At 64.1% G+C, this 17,799-nt stretch carries 8 protein-coding genes; 4 read left to right on the top strand and 4 right to left on the bottom strand.

The features are described from left to right. Positions 1-620 precede the first annotated feature (620 nt). The 3 genes from V474_RS08485 to V474_RS08475 all read left to right on the top strand — a co-directional run bounded on the left by V474_RS08485 (position 621) and on the right by V474_RS08475 (position 5,211). Positions 621-3,284 carry a TonB-dependent receptor gene (locus V474_RS08485; RefSeq protein ID WP_236710956.1) on the top strand — a complete coding sequence of 888 codons (2,664 nt, stop codon included), beginning with the start codon at positions 621-623 and terminating at the stop codon, positions 3,282-3,284. Positions 3,285-3,370: 86 nt separating this feature from the next. After that, complete coding sequence (locus V474_RS08480; protein WP_236710955.1) at positions 3,371-4,462, top strand: glycoside hydrolase family 43 protein; 1,092 nt, start codon at positions 3,371-3,373, stop codon at positions 4,460-4,462. Beyond that, positions 4,459-5,211, top strand: a complete 753-nt coding sequence (locus V474_RS08475; RefSeq protein WP_169795042.1) for a ThuA domain-containing protein — start codon at positions 4,459-4,461, stop codon at positions 5,209-5,211. Before V474_RS08480 ends, V474_RS08475 begins: the two co-directional genes overlap by 4 nt. A gap of 217 nt (positions 5,212-5,428) precedes the next feature. Here V474_RS08475 and V474_RS08470 read toward each other — a convergent pair whose 3' ends face one another. Next, entirely contained in the window at positions 5,429-6,517 is a 1,089-nt protein-coding gene (locus V474_RS08470; RefSeq protein ID WP_082699675.1) for a LacI family DNA-binding transcriptional regulator, read from the bottom strand. A gap of 146 nt (positions 6,518-6,663) precedes the next feature. On the opposite strand from V474_RS08470, the gene V474_RS08465 reads away from it, so the two are divergent. Next, complete coding sequence (locus V474_RS08465; protein WP_059151082.1) at positions 6,664-9,249, top strand: glycoside hydrolase family 3 C-terminal domain-containing protein; 2,586 nt, start codon at positions 6,664-6,666, stop codon at positions 9,247-9,249. Between the two features lie 276 nt (positions 9,250-9,525). Here the strand turns inward: V474_RS08465 and V474_RS08460 are convergent, their stop codons facing one another. The 3 genes from V474_RS08460 to V474_RS08450 form a co-directional block, all read right to left on the bottom strand. Beyond that, positions 9,526-10,188, bottom strand: coding sequence for a LamG domain-containing protein (locus V474_RS08460; RefSeq protein WP_059151081.1), 663 nt, complete (start codon positions 10,186-10,188; stop codon positions 9,526-9,528). Beyond that, positions 10,188-14,042: a LamG-like jellyroll fold domain-containing protein gene (locus V474_RS08455; protein ID WP_082699673.1), complete on the bottom strand. Its 3,855-nt coding sequence runs from the start codon at positions 14,040-14,042 to the stop codon at positions 10,188-10,190. Before V474_RS08455 ends, V474_RS08460 begins: the two co-directional genes overlap by 1 nt. 805 nt (positions 14,043-14,847) lie before the next feature. Further along, positions 14,848-17,637 carry a bifunctional aconitate hydratase 2/2-methylisocitrate dehydratase gene (locus V474_RS08450; RefSeq protein ID WP_059151080.1) on the bottom strand — a complete coding sequence of 930 codons (2,790 nt, stop codon included), beginning with the start codon at positions 17,635-17,637 and terminating at the stop codon, positions 14,848-14,850. Positions 17,638-17,799 lie beyond the last annotated feature (162 nt).

Genomic DNA, 17,799 nt, shown 5'->3' with positions numbered 1-17,799 from the left:
GTAGGGCCCTGCGTGATCTTTGAATCCAATCATCAAATGGCGTGCGAAAGATCTTCTGCTCCGCTGCGGGAGTCGTGAGCTCAGATTCTCCAGCGGGGCGCGCCCCAGGTTTCCCAAAAACCATGTTTAAGCGGCTTGTGGAAAACTGCTGCCGTTCCTGATCGACCGTTGAGGCAATCGGCAATAGCGGGCGGCCGCTATTCAGAACGACGGCCATACTCGTCCTTCGGTCAACCACGCGTAGGTCCGCGTCCATATGCCGCGAGGCGTGCTTGATGGGGGCCGTTGCCATTAAAGCCATGATCGTCGCCGACGACGATTGCGGCGCCCGTACGTGAATGTGACGGCGCTGCAATATGGCTGGTTCCAATCGACTTGTAAGTCATCCGAAAATACCGTTGAACCTCGTTGACACCGGTTACCATTGGATGATAGCGCTATCTCCATAAAGAATATGGGAGCAGGATATGGTTGGCATTTGTTTGCGCTCGGCAACATCGCGAGCATCGACTTCGTTTCTCGCGTTGGCGGTGGGCATCATACCTACGTTCAGCCACGCGCAGGATACAGCGTCCCCTCCCGCGCAACCACAGGAAGCAGTCGCCGACGCGGATGGGCAAGTGGCGGCTCCGGAAATCATCGTTACGGGATTTCGTAAATCGCTTGATGCGGCGCTCAACGTCAAACGCGACTCGATCGCCGCTGTCGATGCCATTGTTGCTGAAGACATCGCGAAATTCCCGGATCAGAACTTGGCAGAATCCCTTCAGCGCATTCCGGGCGTCGCCATCAGCCGCGAAGGCGGGGAGGGAAATCAGATAACGGTGCGCGGGCTTGGCGGCGAATACACCAAGGTGACGCTCAACGGACTGGAGACTGTTGCAGCAGCGACGGTGAACCGCGGGCGCGGCTTTGACTTCAACATCTTCGCCTCGGATCTGTTCCGCTCGCTGGTGGTTCACAAGACGGCCGAGGCGAACCTGGATGAAGGTTCGCTGGGCGCCGTGGTCGATCTCAACACCGGCAATCCCCTGTCCTACAAGGATGGGCTTACCGTGGTCGGTTCGGCCAAGGTTCAGTATAATGACCTCAACGACAACGTCGGCCCGCGCGTGGCGGCCCTTGTCGCGTACAAGGATCCGGGCGGCGTATGGGCAGCCTCGGTGTCTGCAGCCTATGCAAAATACAAGACGGTGGAAGCTGGTAACAACACCGTGCGCTGGCAGCAGTCACGCTTCAACTCCGTGGACGGAACGCCCTGCTTCACGCAGAATCGTAGCGGCGGCACGTATGTACCGGGCACTGCCTGCAACGACGTCGCGCTCGCATTCCATCCTCGAATCCCGCGCTATGGCCAGATCGAGTTCGAGCGCGAACGTCTGGGTCTGACCGGCTCGTTCGAGATCAAGCCGGCGGACGGCACAGACATCAACATCAACGCGCTCTACGCAAAGTACACCGAGAACCGCCGCGAGAAGTTCGCCGAGGTGCTGTTTCGCGGCAACGAACGAGGCATCGACGTAATCAACCCGGTCATTGATCCGACCACCAACAACCTCGTTTCGGGGACGTTCAACAACGCCTGGGTGCGGATCGAGGATTATTACCGTCAGTCGAAGAACAGCTTCTACCAGTTCAGCGGCAGCATCGACCAAGAATTCTCGGACACCTTCAAGGCGACCCTGATCGGCGGCATTTCCCGTTCCGAGGCGGACGTTCCGTTCGAGACGACGATCATCTTCGACGACCGCGACATGAATGGCTATTCCTACGATTACAGCCAGAACAGTCGTGCGCCGCAATTGACGTTCGCGGATTCGATCTCCGATCCATCCTCGTTCCAGTTCGCCGAGTTCCGCGACCGCCCATCGAACGTGGTCAATGACTACAAAACGGTGAAGCTCAATACCCAGTGGGACGCTGCCGAAGGATTCACTATCCTTGCAGGCGGCATCTTCCGTGAGTTCAACTTCGACAGTCAGGCCGGATCGCGAGATTCCACTTATTGCGCCGCGTTCGCCTGCGCGCCGGGGGCTTACGGAATGACCGTGACCCCTGACATGGCCCAGACCTTCAACCTGCCGAACGTCGGCAATGTGCCGGCTGGTACGACCACCAGCTTCGTCGTGCCGAACCTGGGCTATGTCGCCGACCTGATCGACCTCTACGGCCGCCCTCTCAACCGCAGCGCCGGGGATACCCGAAGCGTGCGCGAGCGGACCACCGGCGGCTACGTGCAATTCAACGTCAAGGGAGATCTGCTCGGCCTTGAATATGCCGCCAACGCGGGCATGCGCTACGTACATACGCAGCAGCGCGCGATCGGCATCAACAATGCACAGACCATCGGTGTCGGCCGAAGCTATGACGACTGGCTGCCGTCGGTGAACCTGGCGGTCTATCCCGCCAGCAACCTCATCGTGCGCGGCGCCATTGCCAAGGTGATGCGTCGTCCGGGCCTCGGCACGTTATCGCCGGGCGGCTCGGTCGATGGTTTCAACTATCGCGTGAGCTTCGGCAACCCCCTCCTCGACCCGACTCGCGCCACCACGTTCGATCTCTCGGTCGAATGGTATTTCGCACGCGAGTCGCTTATCTCGGTGGCGCTGTTCAAGAAGGATATCGAAAGCTTTCCGATCAGCCAGACGATTATCGGAACATATGCTTCCACCGGCCTGCCGCTCTCGCTGATCATCCCCAGTTCGCCGGCAGCCGCCGATCCAGAGGGGCAACCCTGGCAGATTGCAACGACGATCAACGGACCCGGCGCCTCGATCAAAGGCGTGGAGGTCGGCCTGCAGCTTCCTTTCACGTTCCTGCCGGGACCGCTCGATGGCTTCGGTTTTACCGGTAACGTGACGTACGTCGATTCCAAGACGACCTACGCATTGCAGGGCGCCGCCACCAACCCGCTTGCCACCAGCTTCCCGACCCTGACGCCCGTGCAGGTGACCGAGCGCCTGCTGGGCCTGTCCAAATGGTCCGCGAACGCCACGCTGTATTACGAGAAGGACAAACTGGCCGTCCGTTCTTCACTGGCTTACCGCTCGGGTTATCTCGACACCACCGGCGGAAACGGCAATCTGTTCGACGGCTTCCATGGCACCTATTTTCTGGACGCTTCGGTCAGCTATCAGTTCACCGACTGGCTGCAGGTGCGCGTGGACGGCAACAACCTGCTCGACACCTACCAGAACAGCTTCACCGACCAGGATGCCGATCGCAACTACTCGTACCAGCATACTGGCCGCGTCATCCAACTCGGCGCACGCGTCACGTTCTGACCGGTTTGCTCGTCCCCTCCAAGGCGAGCCGCCGGCCGCGGCGAACCCCTCGTGCCGCGGCCGGCATTTTTTAGAGGAGCATAACGATGCGTTTTCACAGAACCATGGCGCGCAGACTGCCCTTGGCGCTGGCTGCCTTGGGCACTTATGCCTACGCGGAAGCGCCCCCGCCGGCCGGCAATGTCCATGCGCCCCTCGTCGAGGAAATCTATACCGCCGACCCTTCCGCTCATGTCTTCGCGGGCAAGCTCTACGTCTATCCCAGCCACGATATCGAGGGACCCCCGCTTCCCGACATTGCGCCGTTCCTCAATAGCCAGGGCAACGCGTTCAAGATGCGCGATTATCGCGTCTTGAGCATGGACCATGTCGGTGGGCCGGTTACCATCCACCCGGTGGCGCTCGACATCAAGGACGTCCCCTGGGCCGCCCGCCAGATGTGGGCACCCGATGCGGCTTTTCGGAACGGCACGTATTACCTCTACTTTCCAGCCAAGGATTGGCAGGGTGCCTTTCGTATCGGAGTCGCCACTTCCAGCTCGCCGGCAGGACCGTTCAAGGCACAGCCCCAGCCGATCCAGGGCAGTTTCTCGATCGACCCCAGCGTCTTCACCGACGATGATGGCCGCAGCTACATGTACTTCGGGGGCCTTTCCGGCGGACAGCTCCAAAAGACCGTCGACGGTGTGTTCCACCCCGGCGGGCCGCGCGAAGCGGACCGTGCGCCCCTTGAGGCGGCCTATACGCCGATGGTTGCCCCGATGACGGACGACATGCTGGGCTTCGCCAAGCCGGCCCGTGCGGTCGACATCCTGGACGCCGACGGAAAGCCGATCCGCGCGGACGACGCGCAGCGCCGGTTCTTCGAGGGAACCTGGATGCACAAGTACCGTGGCCGCTATTATCTCAGCTATTCGACAGGCGGCACCCACTTCATCGCCTATGCTATCGGGGATTCGCCCACCGGACCGTTCACCTACCAGGGGCGCGTCCTCGAACCTGTCGACGGGTGGACCACGCATCACTCGATCGTGGAGTACGAGGGACAATGGTGGCTGTTCTATGCTGATAGTCATCTGTCTGGAAAGACATGGCTACGCAACGTGAAGGTCGCGCCGCTGGAATACGACGCCGAAGGACGCATCAAAACCGTCAAGCCGATCGTCACCGGCAAATGACGATGAAGCGGTTAGCCCTCATCGCGTTCGCGGCTCTGCTGCTCGCGTCCGAGACCGGGGCGGCGAAGACAGCTGCCGATACCGTGCTCATTGTCACCCACACGACAGGCTACCGTCATGACTCCATCGAACAGGCAGCCATCGCTATCGCTCAATTGGCGCGAGATGCCAGCATGACCGTCGAGAATACCGCCGATCCGACGCGGTTCGACCAGCCCCTTGACACGGTGCACACGATTGTCCTGGTCAGCACGACCACCCGCCGCAACCAACCTGAGACCGAATGGCTGACCGGCTCCCGCCGTAAGACATTCCAAAACTTTATGCGGCGCGGCGGCGGCGTAGTGGCGATCCACGGAGCGGCCGATTCCCATTATGCCTGGGACTGGTATGGCCGGATGATCGGCGCCCGCTTCGCCCGGCACCCCAAGGGCACGCCGACCGGCACGGTGCGACGCGCTACGGTCGCTCACCCCAGCCTGGCCTGCCTGCCGGGGCAGTTTTTCCATACCGACGAATGGTACTGGTTCGCCGATGTCGATCCGGCCCTGCGCCCGCTCCTGACTTTCTCACCCGCCTCTATCGGCGAGACGGGTGCCGAAGATCATCCGGTTTCATGGGCTCATGACTTCGAGGGCGGACGGGTGTTCTACACTTCGCTCGGGCATACCCCGGAAGCCTGGCACAACAGCCTGATCCTTGCGCATGTGCGCGGCGGCCTGCTCTGGGCGTCGGGCCGCCGCCCCTAAGAGACCGTTTGAGAATGGGCTTTGGCCATTTTGCCGCACCAGCCCACTCCCCCACCCGGCCACCCAGTCGAGCGGCGAGCAATCGCCGTTGCAGCGGCGGCGCAATGTCCGCCATGAGAAGCATGTACGGCGCGGCGGGCCAAAGATTTCCGCTCTTGCGTCGCTATAGCGATCATGGATTTGCGCAATTCTGAATCGGCCGCGTGTTCGCGGTCGCTCACCCCAGTGGCGAGGCGTCGGACTCGCGGGAGATCAGCTCGAAGCTCATCTGTATGTGCCGGGGCGCGAAGCGGAGGCCGTCGCGGCGGATGCGGATGTCCTCGACGAGTTGCACGACTGCTGCGCGGGACATGTCGGCGATGGGCTGGCGGATCGTGGTCAGCTCGGGCCAGGTCGTCGTCGCCTGCGGGGCGTCGTCGAAACCGACCACCGTCAGGTCTCGCGGCACGTCCAGCCCCATGCGATGCGCGAGCGAAACGACCGCCGCCGCCATGTCATCGTTGCTGGCGAAGATCGCGGTCGGCCGCTCGGCGCGCTCCAGCAGTTCATGCGCCGCGCCGAGGCCGGAACGGTAGGTGAACAGCCCCTGCACAATCATTGCAGGATCGGAAACCAGCCCGGCCTCGCCCAAGGCATCGATATAGCCATAGAGGCGCAGCGCGGAAGCGGTCTGGTCCGGATTGCCAGAGATGAAGCCGATCTTCCGGTGGCCCAACCCGATCAGGTGGCGTGTCATCGCCGCAGCCGCCGCGCGGTCATCGATGTTGACCGAGGAGAGGAAGATCGCGGGGCGGCCCGATGCTACCGCCACACCCGGCATTTCCGCCTTCACCAGCAGCCCGTGGATGTCCTCTGAATCGCACAGCGGCGGCGGCAGGATGACGCCGTCGATCCCGCTGTCGATCAGCCGCTCGACGGTGTCGCGGCGTTCTTCCTCCTTCTCGCAGAGCTGGACCACGAGTTGCACGTTCGAGCGCGCTGCCTGGTCGAGGCTGCCTACGAGGAACTCGTTGAGATAGCCCGCGCTGGGGTTGCTGTAGAGCAGCCCGATGCGGATCTCGCTGGCTGCCGCGAGGTTGCGAGCCGCCGCGCTGGGCGAATAGTTGAGTGCCTTGATCGCCACGTTGACGCGCTCTCGCGTCTCCTCGCGCACGTTGGCCTTGCCGTTCATCACGCGCGAAACCGTCATCAGCGACACCCCCGCTTCGCGCGCGACGTCGGAGATCGTCGCCCCCGCGCGCGATCGGCGGGAGGACCGGGGCAACGTCTGCGGCGGTGTCGGCGATCCGTCGTTTTCGTCAGCCACTCTTGTTCTCCTGCCCTGTGGCGAAGCTGCTACCCCGCCCGCAGGGCGCTTGCAATGTAACCTCGTCATTGATAGCGCTATCAACAATAATGGGAGAGGGCATCGTGAAGCATCGAATCGGATTGCTGTTATGCGTGGCGACCAGCATGCAAACTGGGGTTGCCGCCGCGAAGAACGCGGCCCCGCAGCCATCCGCCGCATCGCTGGAAAGCCGCGCCGTCGATCTTGTCGCCCGCATGACACTTGAAGAGAAGGCCGCCCAGTTGAAAGCCGAGGCGCCCGCGATCCCCCGCCTCGGCATTCCCGCCTACGACTGGTGGAGCGAAGGTCTGCACGGCGTCGCCCGCGCCGGCGAGGCAACCGTGTTCCCGCAGGCGATCGCGATGGCCGCAACTTTCAATGTGCCCCTGATCCACCAGGCCGCCGACACAATCGCCACCGAATTTCGCGCCAAGTACCTCGAGACTCTCGGCGCGGACGGCAGTTCGAAACGCTACCGCGGCCTCACCGTCTGGTCACCCAACATCAACATCTTCCGCGATCCGCGCTGGGGCCGGGGGCAGGAAACATTCGGAGAGGACCCCTACCTCACCGGCCGCATGGGCGTCGCCTTCGTCAGCGGACTGCAAGGCGATGATCCGGTGTTCTACAAGACTGCCGCCGTCGCCAAACACTTCGCGGTCCACAGCGGGCCGGAAGGCAACCGCCACCGCGAGGACGTCCACCCCTCGCCCTACGACCTTGAAGACACCTACCTCCCCGCATTCCGCGCGACGGTGACCGAGGCCAGACCCAGCGGCATCATGTGCGCCTACAACGCGATCGACGGCGTCCCGGCCTGCGGCAGTCCGCTGATCGCCCAGCGCCTGCGCGGCGACTGGAGCTTCGCCGGGCACGTCGTCACCGACTGCGCGGCGATGGCGGACTTCTTCAACGCCGATGCCCACGCCTTCAGCCCCGATCCGGTCGAGGCGGCGGCGAGCGCGGTGCTGGCTGGAACCGACCTCATCTGCGCGGAGTTCGGCCGCGACAAGTCCGCCGATCCGGCGGTCATCGTCGATGCCGTCAGGCAGAAGCTGCTGCCCGAAGAGCTGCTCGACCGCGCGGTGACACACACCATGACCGACCGCCTGCGCCTCGGCCTGCCGGGAGAGGCCACGCCCTATTCGGCAATCACGCCCGCGCAGAACGACACGCTGCAGAATGCCGAACTCAACCGCCGCGTGGCGCGCGAATCGATAGTCCTGCTCAAGAACGACGGACTGCTGCCGCTTGCGAAGGCACCGCGTTCGATCGCGGTGATAGGGCCGAATGCCGACAGCGTCGACGCGCTGGTTGGCAACTACAACGGCACGCCCTCGCGTCCCGTCACCGTACTGGAGGGCCTGCGCCAGCGCTTCCCCGATGCGAAGATCACCTACGTCGCGGGCACCGGCCACGTCGGGCCGCCGCTGAAGCCGGTGCCGGGCGCAGTCCTGTGCCTAGACGCCGGATGCGCCGCCAGGGGCGTGGCGGTCGAGGAGTTCGCGGGGCCCGAAGCAAAGGGCAAGGCGATCGGCCGCCAGACCCGCGCCGACGTGCGCTTCGACTGGGGCCGCCCTGCCCGCGCCCAGCGCCGCAGCGCGATGCGGTGGAGCGGCTGGATCAGGCCAGACGTCACCAGCGAATACCACTTCCGCATGAACATGGACGACGGCTATCGCATCCTTGTCGACGGCCGAGAGATCGCCGATGCGTGGGACCCCGGCGACCCGCCCTCGATCCACAACGACGGGGTGACGCTCACCGCCGGCAAGGCGCACGCCATCACCGTCGAGGCAAGACAGGAGGGCGACCGGGGCGACCAGTCGCTGTTGTGGACGGACCTGCGCGAACAGGAAGGCGCCGCAGTCGCTGCCGCCAAGGGCGCCGACCTCGTGGTCTTCGCCGCCGGGCTCAATTCGAAGCTGGAAGGCGAGGAAATGCGCGTCAACGCGCCGGGCTTCGCGGGCGGGGACCGCACCAGTCTCGACCTGCCCGCACCGCAGGAGAAGCTGCTTGAACAGCTCCACGCGACGGGCAGGCCAGTAGTGCTTGTGCTGCTGAACGGCAGCGCGATGAGCGTGAACTGGGCGCAGGCCAACCTGCCCGCCATCGTCGAGGCGTGGTACCCCGGCGGTGTCGGCGGGCGGGCGGTGGCGGACCTGATCGCGGGCGACTTCAGCCCGGCCGGCCGCTTGCCGGTCACGTTCTACGCCTCCGCCCTGCAGCTCCCGGCCTTCGGCGACTATGCGATGCGCGGGCGGACCTACCGCTATTTCGAGGGCAAGCCGCTCTATCCCTTCGGCTATGGCCTGAGTTACACGAGCTTCGCCTATGCCGCGCCCAAAGCCGCGGCCCGGGTGACGGCGGGCGGTTCGCTGGCGGTTTCGGCCAAGGTCACCAACACCGGCCAGCGCAGCGGCGACGAGGTCGTGCAACTTTACGTACGCGGCGCGCCGCCCTCGGGAGGCACCGCGCCGCGCCATGCCTTGCAGGGCTTCTCCCGCATTCATCTGGAGCCGGGCGAGAGCCGCGAGGTTCGCTTCATCCTTGATCCCCGCGCACTCAGCAGCGTCGATGCGGAGGGCAGCCGGGCGGTGTTGCCGGGCGAGGTCGCGGTATGGGTCGGCGGCGGCCAGCCCGATACCGGCGCGCCCGGCGGCTGGGCGCGGGTGAAGGTGAGCGGCAAGGCACTGCCCCTGCCGAAGTGACGCGGCAACGGGAGAGGACGATGCGCAGACTGAAAACGATACTCCTCGCCGCAGCGCTGTCCGCCCCCCCCACACATCGACGGCGCGGGCAGCGGCGGCATACCGCTCGATCGTCCGGCGGGCTGGTGTGCGGGGGGCTAGGCGCGACATGTCACCGCCAACAGTCGGCTTCCAGGCCCCCATCACCCCGGCCGAACTGCGGTCGGGGAAGCGCATCGTGGAGATCGGGCACGAGGACCCGCGCCCCTTGACCATCCTCACCCGCGACAGCTTCCATTACGGCAGTAATCTGAAGCGAGAGGGTGTCAGCGCGCGATCGGTGAAACGGGTCATCCGCACAGCGCCATGAAAGAAGTTCACCCCGTTATAGCGCACGCCCACCGAGGTATTGCCGGGGCCCTGCGGCGTGAAGCCGTCAACCCTCGCCTCACCTTCCAGAACACCGTCGACGTAGCTGCGGTAAGTAGTGCCGTCGAAGGTTTGGGCGACGTGATACCAACGGCCGATGGGATGCAGCTTCTCCGGGTCGATCAGAACCTGAGAGTAGCCCCTCCCCTTGATGAAGCTGTCGAGATACCACGAACTGTCGACCACGCGGATTTCGAACAGCAGCCGCGTCTGGTTCGCCGGATCATTCGAGGCCAGATGCAGCCAGCGCTGCTCGAAGGCGCCACCGTCCGGGCGGAACACCGCCTCGACCGTGAACTGGCGCGCTCCGGCAAGCGGGTGGCGGGGGAGGTAGATCGCATCGTCCACTCCGTCAAAGACCGCGGCCTTGCCGCCCGGCGCCGGTTCCACCTTCGGATTGCCCGCCACTTGAGTCTGCAGCCCGCCAATGCGGTCGAGGCGGTCGAACTTCCAAACCGTGCGACCTTCCTTCGCTTGCGCGCCGGCTGGGAGCGCGACCAGCGCGAGCAATACCGCCATCCCCGCGCGCATCAGTTCGTCCCCCCCAGCACCACGACATTGTTTCGCTGGGTGACTTCCGGCGCGCCCGTCGACACCTTCACATGCAGTACCTGCGGCGCGCCGCCTGGAACGGTGAGCGCGACCTCCACAGTTTTGGCCGTCAGATCACGAGGAGCTTCCAGAGCCGGCACGGCAGCAGATGCCAGCACCTTGCCCTCGGTCGTCTCCAGTGTGACCCTACCGGCAGGCGCCCCGACCGAGCCAAGGCTGTGGACCGTGACCGCGACACGGTTGCCCTGGCGCGTCACGTCGTCTGCGCCGATGCCGAGGTCCGGCCGATGTTCGGGCTGCGTTGCGGCCTTCTGCTTGAGGCGAAACGTCATTACGGTTGTAGTGCCCGGCGAAAACGTGACCGGCAGCGAACCGCTGCGCTCCAGTTCGACATCGCGGATCGTGACGTCGCCTTGCGCCGTGTCACCGCCGTCCCCGGCAAGGCCCTTCGTCATTTCCCAGGTGCCGGCGACGACGTTCCACGTTCCCATTTCCGCGCGCTGCTCGGCCGCGCTCGTATTATATGCAACCACCGTGAACGCCTCGGGCGTCGCATCGCGCACCAGGATCGCGACCTTCACCGCCGCATCCGGGTCGGCGAAGCGCCAACTCACCGCGTTGCCCGGATAGGTCTGGTTGCGCTTGAGGGCGATGCCGCCGAGGCGCTCGCGCTGCAGGTGCTCGTTAGGCGCATCGACACGGTCGCTCCACCAGTGCCCCTCGGTGTACATATACATGTGCTGGCTTTTGTCCGAGATGCCGTGGGCGTTGAGCGCTTCGAGCCAAGCCCGGTCGCCCGTAGTGTTCCATGCCTCGAAGCGCGCGAAATCGTCACCGCCCCCAGCCTTGCGCAGCACCGTGTCCTTCCAATCCGCGCGCTTGCCGAGCACGGTGATGGCGTTCTCGTTGATTTCGGTGAGCGCGCTGAAATTGTCCTTGCCAACTCGGCCGAGGATCGGCCTCAGGTACTTGTCGTCGCCGGTGAAGCGCCACGCCGCCCAGGCCGACTGCATGGGAAGCGACGCGCCGCCGCCGTCGCCCGCCCGCTCTGTGTCGTGGTCGAAGCTGATATCGTTCGGGAAGGTCCAGAACCCGTCCGCGCCCCGCTTGCCGTGCGACAGCAACCCGTCGATCAGCCCCGTCACCAGCCCGCGCGCGGTCGGGTCGGCGTTGAACGTGCCCAGCAGGACCGGGGTGTGCATGATAACGAAGCCATAGGGCTTTTGCCATGCCCACGGCTCGTCGGTGTAGATCTTGCGGGCGCCGTACCAGCTTGAGGAGATGTGCATATGCCCGGCGGAATTGGCGCGGATCACCCGGCCCAGTGCCTTGACGGTGGCCATCATGCGCTCGACCGCCTTGGGCTCGCCCCAGTTGAGATAGAGCCGCTCCGCGTCAGAATTGATGCCCTCCTCGTAGACGTGCAGCTCGTCGGTGGAGATGTAGCTCAGCCCATCGACGATCATGCCGTTCTTGTAGACCGCGTCCGACAGCGCCCGCAACGAGCGGTTGATCTTGTCCGGATCGACGCCCATCAGAGCAAGGCCCGGCCACTGCTGCGTCAGGTCCGTATCGTCCGAAATGCCGCCGCCGAAGTCCCCGTAAGGCACCTGCCGGTGATCGATCCACCAGTTCACGAACTGGCGCGTGAGCTTCAGGTCCTCCAGCTGGCGGAAAGCCCAAAGCGGCGTTCCAGGCGGCGCCTTGGGCTGGACGAAGGGCGGTAGCTGGTCTTCGGAATAGCCGATGTCGGCCCAGTAACGGCGCGCCTCCAGGTTGTCCGGATCGATGCGCAGCAGGTCGGTGATGTCGCCGTAGAGGCGCCGGTACAGCCCCGCCCTCTTGGAGGCGGTGTGCTCTTCCACCAGGAAAGCCCAGTTGTCCTTCACCTGGTTGAAGCGGTCGGCGACATGCTCGGCCTTGGCTTCGGCGCGGTCCTTGAAGACCATGCGCACGGTCATCCCGTCGAGCGACTGGGCCCCGAAGTCCGGTGCAGCGGAAGCGACGGTGAGGTAGAGGCTGTCCGCCGTCAGGATGCGGTCGCGCAGGTCGAGCCACAGCGTGCGCGGCTGGCCCGGGCGGACCGAGACCTGCAGGTCGATCATGTCGCGCTCCGGCCAGATCGGGTCCTTCACACGGATATCGAGCGGGATCACGCCTTTCGCGTTGGGCACGGCATTGATCGCGGGCAGGTCGATGGCGATGCCGTCGAGACCGTCGTGCGCGTTCTCCCAGCCGTAGTTCCACGCGCGCGCCAGCGCACGGTCGGCCGGGGCATCGCCAAAGTTCGACGGTATCAGCACGTGAACCAGCGGGAGGTCGTCACCGCTGCGCCGCGCGGTCCCGGAGGCACCCGCGCTGCCCGCCCCGACCGCGGCCTTCACGCCGCTGGTGGGCAAGGCCACCACCGTCGAGCGCTCGTTCGCGGGATAGCGGCCGGCGATGTGCCTATTGAGTCGCTCCAGCGCGCCAAGGTCCGATGCAGCGTCCGCGCGCACGGTGTAGCTTAGTTGGAAGGTCCCCTTGGGCACTTCGCCGGCTTGGATGTCATAAGCCCAAATTTCCTGGATCGGCTGCTCCTGCATCACGTTGGTGAAGCGCAGAGTGCCGCCCGTCTTCGTCGGCGTGTCGGTAAGGGAGCGCACCACGCCCTTCTGCCGCGCCGCCAGCTTGCCCCATGAGGACTTGCCGTTGCTGGACCATTCGAGCGCGCCATAGGCCGCGCCGCGAATTTCGACACGGTTGAAGGCGGCGTCCCCCGGCAGTGTCAGTTCGTAGGTCTTGCCGCCCTCGACGTAGACGTTCCAGTCGGGCAGTTGGAAATAGTCGTCGCGGCCCGGCAGGCGAGAGCGGTTGTAGACGCCGGGCCAGGTGGTTTCGGCGATGCCATCGATGCCTTTCCACATCCATTCCTTGAGGTCCTTGGCGTCGGCGAACTCTACCTTGCGCACGACCGTGACCTTGTCCTTGAGCGCGGCTGGGCTCTGCGTGTCCCATCCGAAGCGGTGGAGCCAGGCCTTGCGAAGGTCTGCGGATGCGGGGGCGAGGCCAGTGGCTGGTTCCTGTTTCGCCGCCAGCGCCGCCACTTGCGCACCACCCAGCATGTGGTCGTAGACGCGAATGTCATCGAGGTCGGAGCCGCGCATGAAGTTGTAGCGGCTCTGCACCTGGTGCGGCGCGATGACGCGGCCGGCGAGACCGAACTGGTCGAGCGCCATGTCGAGATCGGCCGCCTGCCGGTTGGCCGCGACCTGCTGCCCGTCCCAGAACAGCTGCACGCCCTGCGTCTCGTCCCAGGCGAACGCGACGTGGTGCCAGGCGTCCGGGCCTGGCGGGGTGGGCATGGTCCAGCTGACGCGGACGCGCGAGAGGTTGGCGTCGGTAACGAAGGCATCGAAGCCGTGGCCGTTCCAGTCGATGCGCAGGAAGGCCATGTCCCAGCTCGAATGGTCGCCCGCACTCGCACGGAAGATGACGAAAGGCGCCTCGCCCACTGGGGTATGGCTGCGCCAGAAAAACGAGAGCGTGCCGCGCTGAGCCAGCATGTTTCCGGGTGCCTCCCAGGCGACGTAGCCGCCGTCCGTCCAGCGCCCAGCACCGCCAAGCGCGCCATCGGCAACGATGGAAACTTCGCTTTTGAAATTGGGAGCGGAGGATCCGCCCGCGACAGTCGCATCAAAATCGGTGTCGAGAGGCGCGCGGAACACAAGGCCGTCAGACTGTTTCGCATATCCCGCCGAGCCAACGGTCACAGCGATGCTGAAAATCGCGATCGCCAGCGACACCCGCGAACAGGCGTGATTCGTGACGGTGCGTTTTGGGGGGTACGACACTTGTTTCTCTCCCTCGCAGGCCTTGGTGCCTGTCCCATCTGATCTCATGGCACGTTTAACGCTCCTTTTATGACACCGGTATCATTTTCATCAACCCTGTTTCAAGACTGGCAAAGATGGTGACAGAAACCACGCCGCGATTGCCGGCGCCCTAGCTCCCGAGAGGCAGGGTATATGGGCAGCAAGACGACGAACGGGTTTGCCTCTCAGGTTGCGGATTTCACCAATGTCGCGACTTGGCAGAGGCGATCAACGGCATCTGCAAAGTCGAGGTGATCCACAGGCCAGGACCTTGGCGATCGTTTGAGGCCGCCGGGTACGCCACGCTGGAATGGGGCAACCGGTTGTTTTGCGCGGTTAGAAAACGGCGCCGCATGATCGTCTTCGCAGGAATGGCCAGCCTATGCGGAACACGCAGAGTTCGCGAATCTGCGTCAAGGCTTAAAGGAATGGACAGACCCGCGCCCGCAGCAGGGTCGTCCCGTGCGCTTTCGGTGCCTTGCCTCTTTGATGCCGTGGGCCGGTGTCTGACCGACCATCCGTCCATATTCGCGGGTGACCTGGGACACGCTTTGATACCCCAAGACATGCACGGAATGGTTGATGGTCGCGGCGTCCGACATCGTCAGCGGCCGCACCTCCATCAGGTGCACGTGCTTCTGGGACATATCGCAACCGGCCCGAGATTGGCTTGGGACGATGTGAGCCCGAAATCACCAGTCGACCCGAAGCGGCGGCGCATGCGAACCGCATACGCCGCCGCTTCTAAGGACGCGTGTAAGTGCTGACCGATCCAGTCCGAGTCTTAGAACTGAACGGACTTGGGGTCGATCACAGGGCTCTTTGGCGGAGCGAACTTGGTCAGATCGATCCCGACGACGGCAGCCTTGTATTCCTCGGTGCTCGGCGTGCGGCCGAGGATAGCCGACAGCACCACGACGGGGGTCGAAGCCAGGAGCGATTCGCCCTTCTTCTCGGCGCTGTCCTCGACGACGCGGCCCTGGAACAGGCGGGTGGAGGTGGCGAGGACGGTGTCGCCCTTTTCCGCCTTCTCCTGGTTGCCCATGCACAGGTTGCAGCCGGGGCGTTCGAGATAGAGGATGTTCTCGTACTCTACGCGGGTGGAGGTCTTCGGCTTTACGTCATCGAATTCGAAGCCCGAGTACTTCTGGAGGATTTCCCAATCCCCTTCCGCCTTGAGCTCGTCGATGATGTTGTAGGTCGGAGCCGCGACGACGAGAGGCGCCTTGAACGCGACCGTACCTTCGGTCTTCTCGATGTTCTTGAGCATCTGCGCGACGATCTTCATGTCGCCCTTGTGCACCATGCACGAGCCAACGAAGCCGAGATCGACCTTCTTGGTACCGCCGTAGTACGAAACCGGGCGGATCGTATCGTGGGTGTAGCGCTTGGACACGTCGGCGTTGTTCACGTCGGGGTCGGCGATCATCGGCTCGTCGATCAGGTCCAGGTCGACAACGACCTCAGCGAAGTACTTCGCATTGGCGTCGGGAGCCAGCGCTGGCTTCTCGCCCGAACGGATCTCGGCGATGCGGGCATCGGCCTTGGCGATCAGGCCGCGAAGCGTGCCGGCGGCATTTTCCATGCCCTTGTCGATCATGATCTGGATGCGCGACTTGGCGATTTCCAGCGACTCGATCAGCGTCTCGTCCTGCGAGATGCAGATCGAGGCCTTGGCCTTCATTTCGGCCGTCCAGTCGGTGAACGTAAAGGCCTGGTCGGCCAGCAGCGTGCCGAGGTGGACTTCGATGATCCGGCCCTGGAACACGTTGTCGCCGCACTGCTTGAGCATCTGCGCCTGGGTGCCGTGCACCACGTCGCGGAAGTCCATGTGCGGCTGCATCGAGCCCTTGAACGTCACCTTCACCGACTGAGGAATCGGCATGGTCGCCTCGCCGGTGGCCAGCGCCAGCGCCACGGTGCCGGAGTCTGCACCGAAGGCCACGCCCTTGGACATGCGGGTGTGGCTGTCGCCGCCAATGATGATCGCCCAATCGTCCACGGTGATGTCGTTCAGGACCTTGTGGATCACGTCGGTCATCGCGTGGTAGACGCCCTTGGGATCGCGCGCGGTGATCAGGCCGAAGTTGTTCATGAAGGACATGAGCTTCGGGATGTTGGCCTGCGCCTTCTTGTCCCAGACGGATGCCGTGTGGCAGCCCGACTGATAGGCGCCGTCCACGATCGGCGAGATGACGGTAGCCGCCATCGCCTCAAGCTCCTGCGCGGTCATCAGGCCGGTGGTGTCCTGCGAACCAACGATGTTCACCTTGACGCGCACGTCAGAACCGGCGTGCAACACCTTGCCCGGCGTCACGCCGACGGCGTTGCGGTTGAAGATCTTCTCGACCGCGGTCAGGCCCTGGCCTTCTTCGGTGATTTCCTTGTTCGGAGCGTAGACCGGGGTCGCCTCGACGCCCAAGGTCTCGGCGGCGAAGGTCTGCAGCTTCTTGCCGAAGACGATGGCATAGGAGCTGCCGGCCTTCATGAACTCCATCTTCTGGGGCGTGAAGGCGGCGGCTATATCGACTAGTTCGTTGCCGTTCTCGTCGCGCAGGGTCTTGCCCTTGACGTCGATCTTCAGGACGGTGCCGGTTTCGACCGAGAAAGCCTGTTCGAGGACCGGGTTGCCGTCATTGTTGATGATGGGCTTCCCGTCTTCGCCGACCTTCTTGACCCAATTCTTCAGGTTGACGCCAATGCCGCCGGTCACGTCGACGGTGGTCGCGAAGATCGGCGAGATGCCGTTGGTGCCAGCGACGACCGGGGCGAAGTTGACGAACGGCACGTAGGGGCTGGACTGCTTGCCGGTCCACAGCGCCACGTTGTTGACGCCGGACATGCGCGACGAGCCAACGCCCATCGTGCCCTTTTCGGCGATCAGCATCACGCGCTTGTCGGGGTGCTGGGCCTTCAGCGCCACGATCTGCTGCTGTGCTTCGGGCGTGATCATGCACTGGCCGTGCAGTTCGCGGTCCGAGCGCGAGTGCGCCTGATTGCCCGGCGAGAGCAGGTCGGTCGAGATATCGCCTTCGCCGGCGATGAAGGTCACGACCTTGATCTCGTCCTCTACTTCGGGGAGCTTGGTGAAGAACTCCGCCTTGGCGTAGCTTTCCAGAACGGCCTTGGCGACCGCATTGCCGGCCTTGAAGGCATCGCGCAGGCGGAACATGTCAGCGTCATAGAGGTAGACCTGGGTCTGCAGCACGTCGCCTGCGCGTGCTGCGATTGCGGCGTCATCGCCAAGGGCAATGTCGAGCAGCACTTCGACCGAGGGGCCGCCCTTCATGTGCGAAAGCAGTTCCAGGGCGAAAGTCGGGGTAATTTCCGGGACGATCGTTTCGCCCAGAATGACCTGCTTCAGGAACGCCGCCTTGACGACAGCCGCGCTCGTGGTGCCGGGCAGAGTGTTGTAGACGAGGAACTTGAGGGCATCGGCGCGGTGCGCGCTGCCGGCATCCGTGATGAGAGCGATAATTTCAGCGATCAGCTTGCCGTCGTCGATCGGCTTGGGAGCAAGCCCTTCAGCTTCGCGGGTTTTGATTTCGGCCAGGTAATCTTGATATACGCTCATCGTAATCCCAACATCATGAGGTGCACGGACCCGGATTCGGCGCTGCGTTCCGAAAACATTGACCGGCGTGGAGACAGATGGGGTCCCGGTAAGCCAACCAAGCCGGGCTGGCAAGGCACCGAATGCCGACAAAAATGGCGTTTGGGATGGCACCTGGAGCGG

Source organism: Novosphingobium barchaimii LL02, from assembly GCF_001046635.1.
GTDB classification, from domain to species: Bacteria; Pseudomonadota; Alphaproteobacteria; order Sphingomonadales; family Sphingomonadaceae; genus Novosphingobium; species Novosphingobium barchaimii.
The sequence above is the reverse complement of the archived record's forward strand: the minus strand, read 5'-3'. Positions and strand labels throughout refer to the sequence as shown.